At 45.0% G+C, this 16,673-nt stretch carries 13 protein-coding genes; 5 read left to right on the top strand and 8 right to left on the bottom strand.

All coding sequences use genetic code 11. The annotated features are described in order from the left end of the window. Nucleotides 1–82: 82 nt before the first annotated feature. Genes L3V23_RS06085 through L3V23_RS06060 form a run of 6 tightly spaced genes read right to left on the bottom strand, consistent with a single transcriptional unit; the run spans nt 83 to nt 6,991 of the window. A complete protein-coding gene (locus L3V23_RS06085; RefSeq protein WP_237292039.1) occupies nt 83–1,765 on the bottom strand; it encodes a BatD family protein in 1,683 nt (560 codons plus the stop codon). A gap of 2 nt (nt 1,766–1,767) precedes the next feature. Beyond that, nucleotides 1,768–3,657 (bottom strand): VWA domain-containing protein, encoded by a 1,890-nt coding sequence (locus L3V23_RS06080; protein ID WP_237292038.1) that lies wholly within the window; start codon nt 3,655–3,657, stop codon nt 1,768–1,770. Then, nucleotides 3,650–4,618 carry a VWA domain-containing protein gene (locus L3V23_RS06075; protein ID WP_102965796.1) on the bottom strand — a complete coding sequence of 323 codons (969 nt, stop codon included), beginning with the start codon at nt 4,616–4,618 and terminating at the stop codon, nt 3,650–3,652. The genes L3V23_RS06080 and L3V23_RS06075 overlap by 8 nt, the downstream gene beginning before the upstream one ends. Further along, the gene (locus L3V23_RS06070; RefSeq protein ID WP_042481241.1) at nt 4,605–5,090 is read right to left on the bottom strand and encodes a DUF4381 domain-containing protein; all 486 of its coding nucleotides are present in this window, start codon (nt 5,088–5,090) and stop codon (nt 4,605–4,607) included. The genes L3V23_RS06075 and L3V23_RS06070 overlap by 14 nt, the downstream gene beginning before the upstream one ends. A gap of 10 nt (nt 5,091–5,100) precedes the next feature. Then, nucleotides 5,101–6,024: a DUF58 domain-containing protein gene (locus L3V23_RS06065; protein ID WP_102965797.1), complete on the bottom strand. Its 924-nt coding sequence runs from the start codon at nt 6,022–6,024 to the stop codon at nt 5,101–5,103. Nucleotides 6,025–6,034: 10 nt separating this feature from the next. Then, nucleotides 6,035–6,991 (bottom strand): MoxR family ATPase, encoded by a 957-nt coding sequence (locus L3V23_RS06060; protein WP_102965798.1) that lies wholly within the window; start codon nt 6,989–6,991, stop codon nt 6,035–6,037. A 314-nt stretch (nt 6,992–7,305) separates the two neighbouring features. Between L3V23_RS06060 and L3V23_RS06055 the strand changes: the two genes are divergently transcribed. Together L3V23_RS06055 and L3V23_RS06050 are read left to right on the top strand one after the other, a co-directional pair. Continuing rightward, complete coding sequence (locus tag L3V23_RS06055; RefSeq protein ID WP_102953598.1) at nt 7,306–9,222, top strand: methyl-accepting chemotaxis protein; 1,917 nt, start codon at nt 7,306–7,308, stop codon at nt 9,220–9,222. 74 nt (nt 9,223–9,296) lie between these two features. Beyond that, nucleotides 9,297–9,497 carry a chromosome partitioning protein ParA gene (locus L3V23_RS06050; protein ID WP_102965799.1) on the top strand — a complete coding sequence of 67 codons (201 nt, stop codon included), beginning with the start codon at nt 9,297–9,299 and terminating at the stop codon, nt 9,495–9,497. 86 nt (nt 9,498–9,583) lie between these two features. Here L3V23_RS06050 and L3V23_RS06045 read toward each other — a convergent pair whose 3' ends face one another. Continuing rightward, the gene (locus L3V23_RS06045; protein ID WP_102953597.1) at nt 9,584–10,897 is read right to left on the bottom strand and encodes a PAS domain-containing methyl-accepting chemotaxis protein; all 1,314 of its coding nucleotides are present in this window, start codon (nt 10,895–10,897) and stop codon (nt 9,584–9,586) included. Nucleotides 10,898–11,172: 275 nt separating this feature from the next. Between L3V23_RS06045 and L3V23_RS06040 the strand changes: the two genes are divergently transcribed. Further along, a complete protein-coding gene (locus tag L3V23_RS06040) occupies nt 11,173–11,652 on the top strand; it encodes an N-acetyltransferase (RefSeq protein ID WP_102965881.1) in 480 nt (159 codons plus the stop codon). Between the two features lie 88 nt (nt 11,653–11,740). Here L3V23_RS06040 and L3V23_RS06035 read toward each other — a convergent pair whose 3' ends face one another. Continuing rightward, a complete protein-coding gene (locus L3V23_RS06035; protein WP_102965800.1) occupies nt 11,741–13,447 on the bottom strand; it encodes a phospho-sugar mutase in 1,707 nt (568 codons plus the stop codon). Between the two features lie 382 nt (nt 13,448–13,829). Between L3V23_RS06035 and coxB the strand changes: the two genes are divergently transcribed. Next, complete coding sequence (gene coxB, locus L3V23_RS06030) at nt 13,830–15,017, top strand: cytochrome c oxidase subunit II (protein WP_102965801.1); 1,188 nt, start codon at nt 13,830–13,832, stop codon at nt 15,015–15,017. A 23-nt stretch (nt 15,018–15,040) separates the two neighbouring features. Then, nucleotides 15,041–16,651 (top strand): cytochrome c oxidase subunit I, encoded by a 1,611-nt coding sequence (ctaD, locus tag L3V23_RS06025; protein ID WP_237292147.1) that lies wholly within the window; start codon nt 15,041–15,043, stop codon nt 16,649–16,651. Nucleotides 16,652–16,673: the final 22 nt, after the last annotated feature.

Here is a 16,673-nt window from a genome sequence, read left to right as displayed (position 1 = left end):
ATTGTGCCATCTTTCAATGGCACATTGATCTTTTTCTTTCGATAGTCAGCCACCTTTAATAAAGATGGCCGAAGATCATCGATTAGAGGTTGGCTAGGGTTACAGGTTTAACTTTACTGCGCTTTGCCTGCTGTTTTTGAATACGTTCAACTAGCTTTTCAAGTTCGTCCGTTTTGATCTCTTGAGGCGTCGAAGAATAGAGAGCCTGATTGATGTCATTTAGCGCTTTATTGATCGCTACCTGCTCTTGCTCTTCTAGTACTACAGTGTTTAGCCAAGCTTTTATCGCAGCACTCATAGCAATGCCATCAACCTTGCCAGACAAGGCATTTTTGACAGCCTGATATTCGCTTGAGCTTGTTGTTTCTGTGGAGGTCGATTGGTCTGACGCTGATGATTTAAAACGCCATGCAAGCACACCAGTGATCACCCAAAGTACTGCGAACAATGCGGTTAAATAAGGCCAGAAACCCGCATCTTTAACAGTGACGGTTTCCACTTTTGTTGTGGGTTGGACTGGAGTAGGTGCCGCAACCAGTGGAGTATCATTTTGTTTAACGTTTAAGGTAAGCCCTGAAACTTTACTCGCTTGTTGCTGTTTTGCTGTGGTGTTCCACCAATCCACAGTTATTTCAGGCAAAGCAATATCGCCACTTTGACGTGGGATAAGTACCTGTTTCACTGTCATCACAACGTCTCCGTTATCCAGCGTTGTGAATTGAGGTTTCTCATCGTAAATACTTAGCGAAGTAGGGTCGCTGAGCTTAATGTTTGGCAACTGTTCTTGGGTTAGTCCCGCAACTTGCAGGTTCACTTCGCGGGTAATGGATTCTCCAACCTGAGTTTTGTAGCTGTCGCCAGATATCGCATTTCCCTGACTGTCCGTCCATTTTTGAGTCAGGCTCAACTTACTCGTAGGGAGCCAAATACCCTGATAGTTTGACGGTTTAGGATTGACGGTAATCGAATATGTCTTCGCTTTAGTTTCAATAGGAACCAATCGGGTGCCACCGCTGTAGTTGCTACCGTAGACAATGGTGCCTTTGAAAACTGGCTCATTGAGTTGATAAGTTCCAGCTTCTTTTGCTGTGATACGAAAATCCTGATCGACGACAGTCACTTCTACGCCGTCTAATACCGTTTGATACTGATTGGCTTCACTGGCAGCGTTAAGTTCAAGCCCTTCAACGGCTGGTGGAGCGACGGTTGGATTTTGCAAACGACGTGGGTCTGCTTTGATGATTAATCGAGCTTTTAGCAAGGCGCTTTCATTCGGATAGAGTTCGGTTGTTGATAGTTGAGTTTGCACTTCAACCAGGTCATTCACCTCTGGCGCTTGTTCGTCTTGTGCTACCTGAATCGCGATTGGCTGAGTTTTTTGTCCGTTGAGTTCAAAGCTCGGAATCGTAACAATGCCTATATGCGTGGCTGCGAGTGATATCGTCCATTCGCTTTTGTTGCTGCGCGTACCGTTAATGATATTGATTGATGAACCAAAACTCGGGCGTCCCAACAGGAAATCACTGCTTAATACGGTGAAATCAATATCGTCTGATGAGGCTTTTTGATCACTCACCACTCGTAGCTGAAAAACTTCGTTTTTTACGACTTTGTTCTTACTGACGCTGGCATAAAAGGATGCCGCTTGAACGGAAAAGCTATTCAAACTAATAGCTGCAATAGCTAAGAATAGAGCAAGTCGTCCTAAGCGAGAGATGTATGCAAATCGCGGGGAATTAGCGAATGGAGAATGTAATACGTTCATCATTACCACTTTTTACCATCAGTTTGTGGAGGCTGTTTACTGTTAGCCTGAATAATCAATTGAGCACGCAATAGTTGACTTGGGTCGCGAGCGTTTTCAACTTTTTCCAGCTTCCTTAATTCAGGATCGATATTTTCAGTTGTCGTTGAGGTTGCCGTTGTCGGTTTTTCATCAGGCTGCGAATCCTGCTCTGATTCATCGTCTTGTTTATCGCCTTGGGCGTTGGCTTGAGCATCGGTTTGTTGCGTGGATTCTTTTCCACGCTTTGCATTCTTGTCTGCATCTTGGTTGTCTTGTGCAGAATCCTTACTCTGTTGGTCTTGTGACTTATCGTTTTGAGAGTTTGCTTGTTTTTGATCTTGCGACTGTTGCGGATCGTTTTGTTGTGGCGACTGTGAATCCTGCTGCGGTGATTCGTTGTTTTGCGATTGACCAGAATCCGAACCCGATTGAGACTGCTGTTGCTGTTGCTGTTGCTGTTGCTGTTGCTGTTGCTGTTGCTGTTGCTGTTGCTGTTGCTGTTGCTGTTGCTGTTGCAGGGCTTTTTCAACAACATCGAGATTGCTTTTAGCATCTTGGTTGTTTGGATCTTGCTGCAACACCTGTTGATAAAGCGCTTTGGCTTTTTCCAAGTCACCATTTTGAGCATACGCATTGGCAAGATTGTATTGTGTTCTCGAAGAGGGGTTTTCTACTTTAGAAAAGCTCTCAATTGCGCCTTTATAATCTTTGTTCTGATAACGAGCGACACCTTGCCATTCCGGATCGGTAAATTGCTCGCTGGCAGTTTGATAATCTTTGTTATTAAAGGCTTCCATCGCTTTCTGATTGCTGTTCTTCCAAGGCGAACCACTATCCAGCCAAGATGCGGCGCTTGCATCTGGCGACATGACACTGAATCCCGTGGTTAGAACTGCAACAAAGATCAGCCCACGACGGAAAAGTAATAATGCGGGCACAATTAACAGAGGAAGTAGCCAATAGCCATTGTTGACGTTTTCGGTTAGCGTTTTTTTATCGTCTTTCTTGCTCACATCTTGCTTCAAACCTTGTTCAGACAAGATACGTGCAACATCTTGACCATTCGCTTGGTATGGCGTGAAAACACCGCTGACGTTTTTCGCCAGAGACTGCATGGTTTCAAAGTTGGTTTTGGCAACGACGGTTTGTCCATTGTCGGTTTTCAGAAGTGAACCATCACTGAGTGTAATTGGCGCACCAGAAGCCGTACCAATGCCCAATATCACTAGCTTAAACTGTGTACCAGATAGTTCATTTTCTATGTCTGATTGTTCTTGCTCATCAAGATCATCGGTTAGCAGGATGAGTTCACCGCGTGCCATTCCTGCGTTTCTAAGCATCTCTATAGCCAGTTTTACACCTGATGCGGCATTGGCTCCCTGATAGGGCATGATGTCAGGGGATAAATTAGGCAGCAAGTTAGCGATGGTTGCACTGTCGCTAGTCAGCGGGCTAACTGTGTACGCATCACCGGCATAAGCGACTAAGCCTGTGCTGCCTTCTGTCCAACCTTTAAGTAAGTCGAGCGCTTTGTAACGAGCTTGAGTTAAGCGATTGGGTTTAATATCCGTCGCGTACAGTGACAAAGACATATCCATCACCAGAATACGAGCGTTGCTATTGGTGTAGCTTGGGCGTGTTTGTTTCTCGAAACTTGGCCCAGCTAAAGCAATTACAGCAATCAACCAACTAAGCGCTATCAATAAGAGAACAGATTTGGTTTTGTTGCGATTTTCGATTCCCAGCGCACTGGCTATATGGTTGGCGATAAGCCCTTGGCTTTGTTTATGGGTTGAAAGCCAAAATAGAATTGCGGCTAGGGGAATAAGTGCTAAAAGCCATAAAGGAGTAAGGAACTCGAAATCAGACATGGTCTCTCCTTACGATAAACAAAATGACAGACAAAAGCAGCGCAACTGTTAGTGGATAACCAAACCACTCAGTTTGTGGACGCCAAGTCTGAGTTGCCTGACTAATTGGCTCCAGTGCGTTGATGGTGTCATAAATGGTCGCGAGTTCTTTTTCATCACGAGCACGGAAATATTGACCACCAGTGATTTTGGCAATCTCCATCAAGCTCTTTTCATCCAGATCTTGAGCAGTGTTAACTTTACGGGTGAGGAAGAACTCTTTCACCATCATTTCGCCTGCGCCAACACCCACAGTGTAGATGGTCGCGTTGTACTTCTTAGCAATTTTAGCGGCTTCAATCGGGTCAAGAACACCTGAGGTATTACTACCATCACTGAGTAAAATCATTACACGCTGGGGTGCGTCGCTATCTATAAAGGTTTTGGTTGCGAGGCCAATACCTTCACCAATCGCGGTCTTAGTTCCGATCAATCTTAGTATGGCTTGATTTAATTGCTGGCTGATCGTCTGGCGGTCTAAAGTCAGCGGTGTCTGCAAATAAGCGTGATCAGCAAAAAAGATCAAGCCCAGCCTGTCGCCTTCGCGCTTGCTGATGAAATCACTCAAAACCTTTTTAACCGCAGTGAGCCTGTCAATGTAATCGCCGTCGGATTTCATATCCTCTTGGCTCATTGAGTAAGAGAGATCGACAACCAACATCATGTCGCGATGTTTTGGCGAAGTGGTGACAGGGTCGCCATACCAAACCGGGCGACAAACAGCGGCAATCAGGCATAGCCAGATCAATACGGCCAACAGTTTGCCCAACCATTGTTTAGGCGGTGCGACGGTATTTTGTTGAGGTAAGTAGGGCAACTTTATGGCTGCCCTTTCCTTTACAGGAGGTAAAATACGATGAATAACTAGCGGCAGTGGCAATAGAACAACTAGCCACCACCATACGAACTCAATATTTGCCAACGCTCAAGTTTCTCCTTTTTTGCGGCGGCAACGCTGTGTTCACCCATTGATAGCAATCCGCCACCAAATCTTGTGCATTTTCGACTTTTTGTTTTTGATACAAAGCCTTCTGCCAAGTTTCCTCATTCTTCGTAAAAATAGGGGAATCAACTTGGGAATCCAAAAATGCATACCAATCTGGACCGGTTAAATGAGCAACCTGCTCACGCGGGTAATAACATAACGCTGCTTGACGAACCAACTCAATCGCTGATGATGGAGTTTGATGTCCTAGTGCTGGGTTAAGCAAACGCAAAGCGGTTTTCTTCGGCGCCATACGTTTCTTTTTAGCACGGACAATTAAAGCAATACTTACCAGTACCACGACAATGGCCAATAGACTTGCCCACCATCCCCAAGAAAGTGGCAGCCATGAAGGTACTTCAGGTAAATGCAAATCGCTAAGATTGAGTAAATTTGATGATTCTTGCATATCTTTTAAATTATCCAGAAAGTTGTTGTAGCAAAGATATATCGCTAGAAAGAGATCGGTAGTCCATTTCCATAGATTGGCTCAATGATTCTAATTCTAATTTCCGAGAATCAAAGGCATTTTTGATGCTTAGGCGATCAGATTTGGACGAAAAGTTAAGCCAGCGCGCATTTTTGCCATCGCTCACTCTCTCAATTCCTCTAAATTGGGTCTCACCTTGCTCAAGGGGATCAAAAATATGGACTAACTTCACGCGATTGTGCTTACGTAACTGGTTGAATAATGGTCGGAAAGAATCCTCATAATTAACAAAATCGCTGATCATTATTACCTCGCTGCCTTTCGGGCAGAGACGGTTTAATGTCATTAAAACGGTTTGCATGGAACTGGGTGTCGAAGCTCCTGAAAGTGCCTGTTGTTGGCACTCGACCAACTGGGCGATGATTTGTAATGGCCCTTTGTTTCTGCTGGTTGGTTTTATTTCAACGAGGCTTGAACCTGTGTCAATCACCGCACCAATGCGATCTTTCTCTGCAACGGATAACCAACTGATCAAACTGGCTATATGTGCAGCCTGTACCGATTTGAGTAACAGAGAAGAACCAAACTGCATGGTCGAGCTTAAATCCACATAGAGAATCACGGGCTTTTCCCGTTCTTCAGAAAACAACTTGGTGTGCGGTTTACCTGTGCGGGCAGTTACACGCCAATCAATGGCACGAATATCATCACCCGGCTGATATTGGCGAACTTCGGCGAAGTCCATACCACGCCCAAGTTGCTTGCTCTGATGTTGGCCTAAAAGCTGTGACCATAAACTTTTGGCAGGCGGCAACCATTTCACCGTATGTTGCTTGTAGGGCAGTAGCTCTTCTAGACAAAGATGAACGCCATCAGCATGTGCGGGTAAAAGTTGTTTTACAGACTGAGCCATAATGCTTGCCTTACGCGCTGCCAACTAGAGTCAGTAAGTGAGTAATGACTTGGTTTGGATGTACGCCTTCCGCTTGTGCCTGATAGGTCAACAATAAGCGGTGTCGTAAAACAGGAAACGCCATTGCTTGTACGTCTTCAGGACTTACGTAGTCGCGACCCTGAACCCATGCGCGTGCGCGTGCGCAGCGGTCAAGAGCGATAGTCGCTCGCGGGCTGACTCCCATTTCTAACCACTGTGCGAGTTTTGAATCGTATTGTTCAGGTTTGCGAGTCGCCATCACCAAACGCACCAAGTATTTCTCGATGGTTTCCGCCATATGAATGTTCAGCACTTCTTGGCGCGCAGCAAATATTTGCTCTTGGGTGAGTTTCGGCAGATTCGATGAAGCTTGACCTTTCGCTTCGCCGCGGTTTAGGCGAAGAATCTCTAGCTCATGTTCGGCGTCAGGATAATCAACATTTAAATGCAGCAGAAAGCGGTCAAGTTGCGCTTCAGGTAATGGGTAGGTACCTTCTTGTTCGATCGGGTTTTGCGTTGCCATTACCAGAAACAGTTCAGGTAATCGATAGGTTTTTCTACCCGCAGTAATTTGCTTTTCTGCCATGGCTTCCAGCATCGCAGCCTGAACTTTCGCCGGTGCGCGGTTAATTTCATCAGCAAGGACGAGCGAGTTAAATATAGGTCCAGGTTGGAAGTTAAACTCACCTGTTTCAGGGCGAAAGATGTCCGTACCCGTTAAGTCTGCGGGTAGTAAGTCTGGCGTGAACTGAATGCGGTGGAAATCCCCTTCAATGCAGTCTGCTAACGATTTCACCGCGCGAGTTTTTGCCAGACCCGGAGGCCCTTCAACCAGAATATGACCGTCTGCTAATAACGCGACCAGTAATTGCTCTACTAGGGCTGATTGACCAATAACCTGTTGGTTTAAATGCTGCTGTAGCGAATGAAAGGTTTCTGACTGCATGAAATCCTAATCTCCTTGATAATCTTGTTCTTAGTGAGCCTGAAACTCAAAAAGTTCCTTGTGAGGCAAGATATTCGTTTGTTTGGATGAATATTGAACAAACGGATGAATTATAAGATGTTGCTTGATATTCAATACATGGAGTCTGTTTCCACTTTTCTAAACCTTTTCAAAGAAATAAATGTACATAGCAGCTTTCGGCCTATTTGATTGATAAATTTGGTGAATTAATTGCCGTTTCACAATAAAGATTTATGCTTTAAAGTCGATATAACGTTCGTTAAAAATAAATCGCCAAAATAGGTAAAGAATAGATGCTCAAATTTAGTAACGTCAGCATTAAGACAAAGGTAGTCGCAGGTATTACCTTTGCGGTATTGGCCTCAACAATTATTGTCGGGGTAATGGCACAACGTCAGGCAAGAGACGTATTGGAGCACCGATTGGTGGACATAGAGCTTCCGTCTATGCTTCAACAGATCAGCAGCTCAGTGAATAGCGAAGTGACACAACTGCTATTGGCTGCCGAACAGATCACTCACAGTGAATTTATTAAGAAAGCGATTGCCACTAAGAACATTGATTCTGGCGATGAAGCTATGTTGGTTAAGCAGCTAAACAACATCCGTACTCAGTTCAAATTGAACGATGCGTCTGTGGCGAACCGCAAAACAGCATACTACTGGAACCAAAATGGTTTCCTGCGTGAACTGAACAAGCAACAAGATGGCTGGTTCTACGGTTTTGTGAGCTCTGGTAATCCAACCATGGTGAGCATGTTCCAAGAAGCAACGGGCGAAGTGAAGATGTTCGCTAACTTCCAAGATGTGAACGGCGATACTATGTCAGGTTTATCTAAATCGATGGATGACATGGTGAAGTTGCTTAACAGCTACAAGATTGAGCAAACGGGCTATGTGTTCCTTACCGACGCGAAAGGCGAAGTGCAGATTCACCGTGAAAAATCGAAAGCTAAGTCTAGCCTGAGCCAGTTGTTTGGCGCTGAGACAAAAAATTTGCTTAACAAATCTGGTTTCAACTTGATTACGGCACAACATGATGGCGTTGATGTGTTCGTTGCGAGTTATTACGTGAAGTCTATGGACTGGTTCGTAGTGGGTACTGTGCCAGTGAACGAAGTGTTCGCAGACTTAAACGATGTTGCTCAACGTATGTTGATCACGACCATTATTGTTGCAGCCATCTTTATTGCGATGGGCTTGATTCTGGCGAGCAGTATTGCAAACCCAATTCGTCAAATTGCGATTCGCTTTACTGATTTAGGCAAAGGCGATGGTGACCTTTCTCAACGAATCGAAGTTCAGGGCAACGACGAAATTGCACAACTTTCTTCTGGCTTTAACGGATTTATCGAGAAGATTCATCAGTCGATGAAGGAAGTGGCGTCAACCAGTCATGCATTGCAAGAAGCGGCAGAAACGGTGTCTACCAAAGCGCATACCACGCATGACAACAGTCAGCAGCAACGTGATCAAACGATTCAGGTCGTAACGGCCATTAACCAAATGGGCGCAACCATTAGTGAAATCGCTTCAAACGCAGCAACCGCAGCTGAAACAGCGAACCAAGCGACCTCGAATACCGAAGTGGGTCGTACAGTGGTGAATCAAGCGAAAGATGCGATTGCTCGCCTAGCAGATGATATTGAAAACATTGGTCAGGTGGTTAGCCAGCTTGCGTCAACCACTCAAAATATCGGCTCAATACTTGATGTTATCCGCGACATTTCTGATCAAACTAACTTACTAGCGCTAAACGCGGCCATTGAGGCAGCGCGTGCCGGTGAGCAAGGCAGAGGCTTTGCGGTTGTTGCTGATGAAGTTCGTAATCTCGCAAGCCGCACCGCAGCATCTACCGAAGAAATTCAGAAGATGATTAACCAGCTTCAAAGCGACGCTAAAGACGCGGTTTCTGCGATGGAAGCAGGCAAGTCAGTAACTCTGGAAGGTGTTTCTTCTTCTGATGAAGCGGTTCAAGTACTGATCGGTATTTCTGAGCGTATCCACGATATTTCAGACCGAAATACACAGGTGGCAACAGCAACGGAAGAACAGTCGACAGTGGTTCATACCATCAACATGAACATTGAAGAAATTAACTCTATCAACGAGATCACAACGGGCACGGCCGAAGAGCTTGCGGGTGCAAGCCAAGAGCTTCGTGAACTCTCAGCACGTCTAGATAAGATGGTTGGTAGCTTTAAGCTCTAGTATCCTGCAGGGGAGTTGGGTTAAACTTCTCCCCAGTATTTGATATTTAGAACTTTGAAGTTTAGGTAAGAATAATGAGCGATTTTGAAAAAGAACTAGAGCAGATGACTCAAGAAGCAGGTAACGAGGGAGAAGTTTCATTACCAAGTATTGAAGAACAGAAAGCGATAGTCGCAGAACTTAAGCGTTTGGAAGCGGAAGGTAAGCTAACTCCAGAAATTCTGGAACAGCACTTTGGGAAATTTAACGCGAAAAACGAAGCACCTATTCACTAAACTTGCTTCCTCACTATGCGATATTGATAGTGACAACATTCCAATAAAAAGGTCTAGCTTAGCTAGACCTTTTTTATGACTAGGCCTTACAGTTGCTGATTGAACTGACGAACCGCTTCAACGACGCGAATGGCACCTTGTTCTACTTGCTCTATCACTTGTCCTGCTTGGGTTGATAGATCCAGAGCTTCGCCTGCTTGAGATTGACACACTGTAATGAGTTCAACTGCTTTTGCGGTAAGTTTCATATTTTCAGCCACGACGCTCACAATTTCTTCAGTTGTGTTATTGGTTCTTGAAGCAAGTTGACGAACTTCATCTGCTACTACAGCGAAGCCGCGACCTTGTTCACCAGCACGCGCTGCTTCAATTGCTGCATTGAGCGCCAACAGGTTAGTTTGATCAGCGATACCGCTTATGCTACCAACCAAATCACTAATGCTTTTAGAGTGCTCATTCAGTGCTTCAATATCTTTGCTTGCCTGCTTCATTTGTCGCACTAAGTTATCCATCTTAGCGATGATGGCGGTAATAACCTCTTGTCCTTGTATTGTTTGGTGTCCGGTTTCTTCCGATACGTTGAACGCTATTTGTGCAGCTTCCTGAGCAGCCATCTCCTGATGAACTTGCTCTGTGATAACAGTTGCAAACTTAACTACTTTATAAAGTTCACCAGCGTCATCATGAATAGGGTTGTAGGAAGCTTCTAGCCAGACCACGTGCCCATAGTTATCGACACGTTTGAAACGATCCGATACAAACTGGCCTCGGCCCAGTTTTTTCCAAAACTCTGCGTATTCTTTTGAGTTAGCTTCCGTCGTTTCACAGAAAATTCGGTGATGTTTACCTACGATCTGCTCGCTTTTGTATCCCATCGTTTTCAGGAAATTCTCATTAGCACGAAGTATGGTGCCATCTAGAGAAAACTCGATAACCGCCATTGAACGGTTTATCGCTTTGAGCATATCTTCATGCTCTCTGGAGGCGGATATGGTTCGAGTTAACTCTGTGGCATAAACAGAAAAACGAAGCAGTTTTTTCTGCATGTCAAAGATCGGCTGCAAAATGATGCGCAACCATGCTTCCTGACGGTTTGCCTTAGTAATTTGTAATGCGCCGTTCCAGTGATGTTTCTGCTCTAATGCGCTTTTTAGTTTCTGAAAATGCTTAGTTTTCTTCGCTTTCTCTGGGACTAAGGAAGTGAGGTGAGAGCCTGATATTGTCTCAAGTCTAATTCCAAGCTCTTGTTCAAAATTAGCGTTAGTGGAAATAATTTTACCTTGAGGATCTAACGTTAACCTCAACATGTCCTCATCGAGGCTCTCTCGAACTTGTTCAAGTGGATAAAGTTTCTCTTTTAATTCTTGGTTTTCTTTTTGAAGTGACTTATTAAAAAACATAGTAACCTTAGCTTTGTTTAAGCGCCGATCTCTAGTGGGGGAGTTACCTAAATCTTGTCTAGGTAAATAATAGTTATATTTATCATTCAATATTATTATTTTGTCTAAAGCTTGAGTCTGTCAAAGTTAATTTTGGATTTAGTGGTCTTATGTGTTCTTCATTCATAAGCATTAAATGTCAGGATTTTGCTCAAGTTTTAGCTCAAGAAAGGTATGCCGAATTTTGGTACGGATGCAGTTTAATCGAACTAGGAGATAAAGTGATTATTCGCTTGATGCAGGAAAGTGATTTGTCTGAAGCCGCGTTGGTTCATCAATCAGCTTTTGTCAGACAACGTCGTTCATTTGAGTGGCTACAGTGTAACTTGAACGCTTTTCCTCGATATATGATCTATGTTGCCGAGCTCGATGAGCAACCAGAGTCCAAAGTGGTGGGTTATATTATTTGGGTTCAGAAAAGCGGCTTTAGACCGGAAGCTGTATTGGAGTTAGAGCAACTGGCTGTGCTGCCTGAATGCCAGGGACAAGGAGTTGCAAAAGCGTTAATTTTGGAATCTTTGCCGTTGGTTAAGCAGCAATTAGCTGAGCAGGATTCAGTGCTCAAGCATGTGCTCGTTACTACAAGAGCAGATAATTTTGCCCAGCAGTTATACAAAAAGACATTAGGCGCTGAAGTAGAAAGCACCATTTCCAATCTGTATTCAGCTGATGAGGTGTTGATGATAGCCAGAAACGTTGGCGACACTATTCAATAATTGCGCTTCAGATGTCTGATGTGAAAAGAGACAAAAACGAACTCGCTTTTGTCTCTTGGTTTATCACTGTTGTATAGCTCGGTGACGTTTATCTCAAGCTGTTCTGATGTTCACTGATCAGCAGTGACATTTGTTCTTCTGCTCTTTCTTGAGCGCTCGCGAAGCTCTCATTTTTAGCGAAACTGCCAACCACCTCGTAGTAGCATTTGAGTTTCGGTTCTGTGCCGGAAGGGCGAACAATAACGCGTGAGCCGCCTTCTAAGTGGTAGATCAGCACATCACTGCTAGGCAGGTTGATTGCCTGCGTTTTTCCATTACTGTCTGTGCGCACTGAGTGTTTTAAATCCTCGGTAACTAAGATTTTCTTACCAGCAATTTTTTTCGGAGGATCTGCACGAAGCAGTTCACCCACAGGCGGGTAATCAGGGTCTAGCGCAATACTACGTTGAGCATTAATGTACATACCATGCTCGCGGTAGATCTCTTCAAGTTGATCCCAAATGGTTTTGCCTTGGCCGTACAGTTCTGCTGCTAGCTGTGCAAAAGCGACCAAAGCGGATAAACCATCTTTGTCCCAAACGGTATTACCGACCGTGTAGCCAAGCGCTTCTTCGTAAGCAAACAGAAACTTGTGCTCATCGCTTTGCTCTTGCATTGCAATGTTTGTGAGCCATTTGAAACCAGTCAACGTTTGGTAATACTTCGCACCATGCGCTTTTGCCACTTTGCTTAACAGGCTGGCAGAGACAATGGTGTTACCCACCAACTGGGACTTTGCATCGGTTTTACTAAGCAAGTAATGACCGAAAAGAGTACCCACTTGGTCACCTGTGAGCATTTGGTAACTTCCATCGGGTTTGCGTACCGCAACCGCAAAACGGTCAGCATCTGGGTCATTAGCACAAGCAAGCTCCGCTTCGATGGAGTCAGCCAGCTCAATCACCATGTCCATCGCGCCCGCTTCTTCTGGGTTAGGGAAGTTCACTGTTGGGAAAGAGCCATCTGGCTCACGCTGTTCTTTCACGCTCATCACTTTCTTGAATCCAGCATCATGGAGAAGATCTTCCGCCATGTTTGCACCGACACCATGCATTGCTGTGTAAGCAATAGAAATGCTGCTTGGATCGGTATGATGAGAAAGCAAAGGATTACTGTTAATCGCTGCACGGTAAGTTTGGTAATAATCATCACGTAACCAAACCAGCAGACCTTGACGCTCAGCTTCGGAATGCGGCATCAATGGAATCACGCGAGTGGCTGCAATATCAATCTCTTGTGCGATACCAGAATCGTGCGGAGGAATGATTTGCGCGCCGTTTTCCCAGTAGACTTTAAATCCGTTGTATTCTGGCGGATTATGGCTCGCTGTCACCACAACTGCTGCTGCCGCGTTGAAATGCTTCACACCAAAGGCTGCAATTGGCGTAGCCGCCACTTTATGGGTTAAGTAAACCTTAATACCTAAAGCCGTTAAAACGGCTGTTGTGTCATGTGCAAAGGATTTGGAATCTGTGCGGCCGTCATAGCCGATCACTACGCCACGCTGTTTAGCATTGTCGACGTGTTTCACTAGGTATTCACCAAGACCTAAAGCGGTTTGTTGAATCACTAAACGGTTCATTCGGTTTGGACCACAACCTACTTTTCCGCGCAGACCTGCTGTACCGAATTCGAGTCGGCATTTAAAGCGGTCTTCTAACTCTTCATATTCTTTATGGTCAATCAGATATTGCAGTTCTTCCCGAGTCTTAGGATCAGGATCTGCTGATAACCATTGTGTGACTTTTTCCATCATGATTGCCACCTTGTGTATTAATTTGAGCACGCAGCATAATTGATATTTATTCTCATTTATGAGTGCGCAATCGCTAAAACCTGTATTAAACCTTAGGTCAACAGACGCCAGTCGTTAGATTTAAATATCTTCATGAGTTTTAAAACTATTCTAGGACAGTTTTTGACAACCCACTTTTATCAAACTGTTTTGATATTTTCTTGAACAAATCTAAAACCCTAACTAGCCTTTACTTAATATTTTGAAATAACAAAAAATTAACAAATGTAACAATTGAGTCAAGTTTGCTGTTTGTGTCGATTCACGTTCCTTGTATTGCAGTACAGAGAAGTATTGAAGTACAGAGAGGTGTTGAAGTACAGCGAAGCAGAGGAGAGAGCTCTTGAGAAGATTTGTAACCGATCTGTGGCTGCCAATGGTTGGGCTGTTACTCAGCTTTTCCCCACAGGTTTTTTCTGCAGAACGAGCATTAAACATGACACCGGGTGTTACCGAAATTAGTGGTAAGGTGTATGAGCTACACATGCTTATTTTTTATATATGTGTCGCGATAGCTCTCGTGGTCTTTGGTGCCATGTTCTATGCCATTTTCAAGCACCGCAAATCGAAGGGAGCGGTGGCGGCTCATTTTCACGAAAGTACCAAAGTCGAAATTATTTGGACGATTATCCCAATCATTATCTTGGTCGCCATGGCGATTCCCGCAACGAAAACTTTAGTTGCGATGGAAGATACTTCTCAATCTGACCTCACTATCAAGATCACCGGTTCACAATGGAAATGGCATTACAGCTATTTTGAGCAAGACGTGGAATTTTTCAGTCTTTTGGCGACATCGCAAAAACAAATTCAGGGCGAAGAGACCAAAGGAGCACACTACCTTCTAGAAGTGGATCAGCCTTTGGTTTTGCCGACTGAACGTAAAGTGCGCTTCTTACTGACATCTGATGATGTGATCCACTCTTGGTGGGTTCCTGCTTTTGCCGTGAAGAAAGACACCATTCCGGGATATATCAATGAAGCTTGGACGCGCATTGATGAACCGGGCGTTTATCGCGGTCAATGTGCGGAGTTGTGTGGACGAGCCCATGGCTTTATGCCAATTGTGGTTCAGGCAATGGAGCCAGAAAAATACGACCAATGGCTCGCGGATAAAAAAGCCGAAATTGCTGCTGCCAGACAAGAAGCCGAAAAAGCACTGCAAAGTTCAATGTCGTTGGATGAGCTGATGGCTATGGGCGAGAAAGTTTACATGGACCGCTGCTCTGTTTGTCATCAGCCGACAGGTTTAGGTATACCGGGTGCTTTTCCTGCCATCAAAGGCAGTCCTGTGGCAACGGGGGATCTAAGTGCTCATCTTGATGTGGTCGTTAATGGTCGTTCGGGAACAGCAATGCAGGCTTTTGGCAACCAGTTGAGTGATAAAGAACTGGCTGCTGTGATCAGTTATCAACGTAACGCTTGGGGTAACAACACTGGTGATGCGGTTCAAGCATCCGATATTAATGCGTTTAAGTCACAAGGCGCTGGAGCTTCTGGTCAATCGGGTAATGGAGGACAAGGACAATGATTCACAAGGAAAAATCGGCTCCAATGGCGGATGCTGATATCTCGAATCCAGATACCGGTTCCGTTGATCATGGCGAAAGTGAACATGAACATCACGTACCTAAAGGTCTAGGGAGATGGATCTATTCAACCAACCATAAAGATATAGGCACTTTGTATCTCTGGTTCAGCTTCACCATGTTTTTGATTGGTGGCGCAATGGCAATGGTGATTCGTGCTGAGTTGTTCCAGCCGGGTTTACAGTTGGTTGAACCTGACTTTTTCAATCAGATGACCACTGTTCACGGTTTGATTATGGTGTTTGGTGCGGTAATGCCAGCATTTACAGGGCTTGCAAACTGGATGGTGCCTCTAATGATTGGCGCACCGGACATGGCTTTGCCAAGGATGAATAACCTCAGTTTTTGGATTCTGCCATTTGCCTTTTTAATTCTTCTTGCATCACTGTTTACGGAAGGTGGCGGCCCTAACTTTGGTTGGACATTCTATGCGCCGCTATCGACAACCTATGGCCCAGACAGTACCGCATTGTTTGTTTTCTCGGTTCATATTATGGGTATCAGCTCGATTATGGGGGCGATTAACGTCATCGTGACCATAGTCAACATGCGAGCGCCGGGTATGACATGGTTTAAATTGCCGTTGTTCGTTTGGACTTGGTTAATCACAGCGTTTCTCTTAATTGCGGTGATGCCAGTGTTAGCTGGGGCGGTCACTATGGTTTTGACCGATAAGTATTTTGGTACGAGCTTCTTTGATGCGGCTGGTGGTGGCGACCCTGTGATGTTCCAGCATATTTTCTGGTTTTTCGGTCACCCTGAAGTGTACATCATGATTCTGCCATCCTTCGGCATTATCTCTGCCATCGTTCCTGCTTTTAGTGGCAAAAAATTGTTTGGCTATCATTCGATGGTTTACGCAACCAGCAGTATCGCGCTGCTTTCATTTTTGGTTTGGGCTCACCATATGTTTACCACTGGTATGCCGGTGTTTGCCGAGCTGTTCTTTATGTATTGCACCATGCTGATCGCCGTCCCAACCGGAGTAAAAGTATTTAACTGGGTTGCGACCATGTGGCGAGGCTCGCTAACGTTCGAAACGCCAATGCTGTTCGCGATTGCCTTTATTGTGCTGTTTACCATAGGTGGATTCTCTGGGCTGATGTTGGCAATTGTGCCTGCGGATTTCCAATATCACGATACCTACTTTGTGGTGGCGCATTTCCACTACGTTCTGGTTTCTGGTGCTGTGTTCTCGATTATGGCGGCGGCTTATTACTGGCTGCCGAAATGGACAGGGCATATGTACGATGAGCGCCTAAGTCTGTGGCATTTCTGGTGTTCTGTTATCTCGGTCAATGTGTTGTTCTTCCCAATGCATTTCTTGGGTTTGGCGGGAATGCCAAGACGTATTCCTGATTACGCGATTCAGTTCGCCGACGTAAACCAGATTGTTTCGATTGGTGGCTTTGCCTTTGGTTTATCACAACTGATTTTCTTGTGGGTTGTGATTAAGTGTGTGCGGGGAGGAAAACCTGCACCGGCTAAACCTTGGGAAAGAGCTGAAGGATTGGAATGGACGGTTCCAAGCCCTGCGCCGCACCATACATTCTCTACACCACCCAAAGTGGAATAGTTGGGTGGATTAGGAGCGTGAA

Origin of the sequence: Vibrio sp. A1-b2, assembly GCF_021726015.1 — a bacterium.
Classification (GTDB): Bacteria; Pseudomonadota; Gammaproteobacteria; order Enterobacterales; family Vibrionaceae; genus Vibrio; species Vibrio diazotrophicus.
Note: the sequence above shows the minus strand (reverse complement) of the source record. Positions and strands in the feature narration are given on the sequence as shown.

What these genes read in the sequence shown, in the direction of transcription:
- L3V23_RS06085 (WP_237292039.1), bottom strand. Translation starts at nt 1,765, where the DNA reads ATGAACGTATTACATTCTCCATTCGCTAATTCCCCGCGATTTGCATAC.
- L3V23_RS06080 (WP_237292038.1), bottom strand. Translation starts at nt 3,657, where the DNA reads ATGTCTGATTTCGAGTTCCTTACTCCTTTATGGCTTTTAGCACTTATT.
- L3V23_RS06070 (WP_042481241.1), bottom strand. Translation starts at nt 5,090, where the DNA reads ATGCAAGAATCATCAAATTTACTCAATCTTAGCGATTTGCATTTACCT.
- L3V23_RS06065 (WP_102965797.1), bottom strand. Translation starts at nt 6,024, where the DNA reads ATGGCTCAGTCTGTAAAACAACTTTTACCCGCACATGCTGATGGCGTT.
- L3V23_RS06060 (WP_102965798.1), bottom strand. Translation starts at nt 6,991, where the DNA reads ATGCAGTCAGAAACCTTTCATTCGCTACAGCAGCATTTAAACCAACAG.
- L3V23_RS06055 (WP_102953598.1), top strand. Translation starts at nt 7,306, where the DNA reads ATGCTCAAATTTAGTAACGTCAGCATTAAGACAAAGGTAGTCGCAGGT.
- L3V23_RS06050 (WP_102965799.1), top strand. Translation starts at nt 9,297, where the DNA reads ATGAGCGATTTTGAAAAAGAACTAGAGCAGATGACTCAAGAAGCAGGT.
- L3V23_RS06045 (WP_102953597.1), bottom strand. Translation starts at nt 10,897, where the DNA reads ATGTTTTTTAATAAGTCACTTCAAAAAGAAAACCAAGAATTAAAAGAG.
- L3V23_RS06040 (WP_102965881.1), top strand. Translation starts at nt 11,173, where the DNA reads ATGCAGGAAAGTGATTTGTCTGAAGCCGCGTTGGTTCATCAATCAGCT.
- L3V23_RS06035 (WP_102965800.1), bottom strand. Translation starts at nt 13,447, where the DNA reads ATGATGGAAAAAGTCACACAATGGTTATCAGCAGATCCTGATCCTAAG.
- ctaD (WP_237292147.1), top strand. Translation starts at nt 15,041, where the DNA reads ATGGCGGATGCTGATATCTCGAATCCAGATACCGGTTCCGTTGATCAT.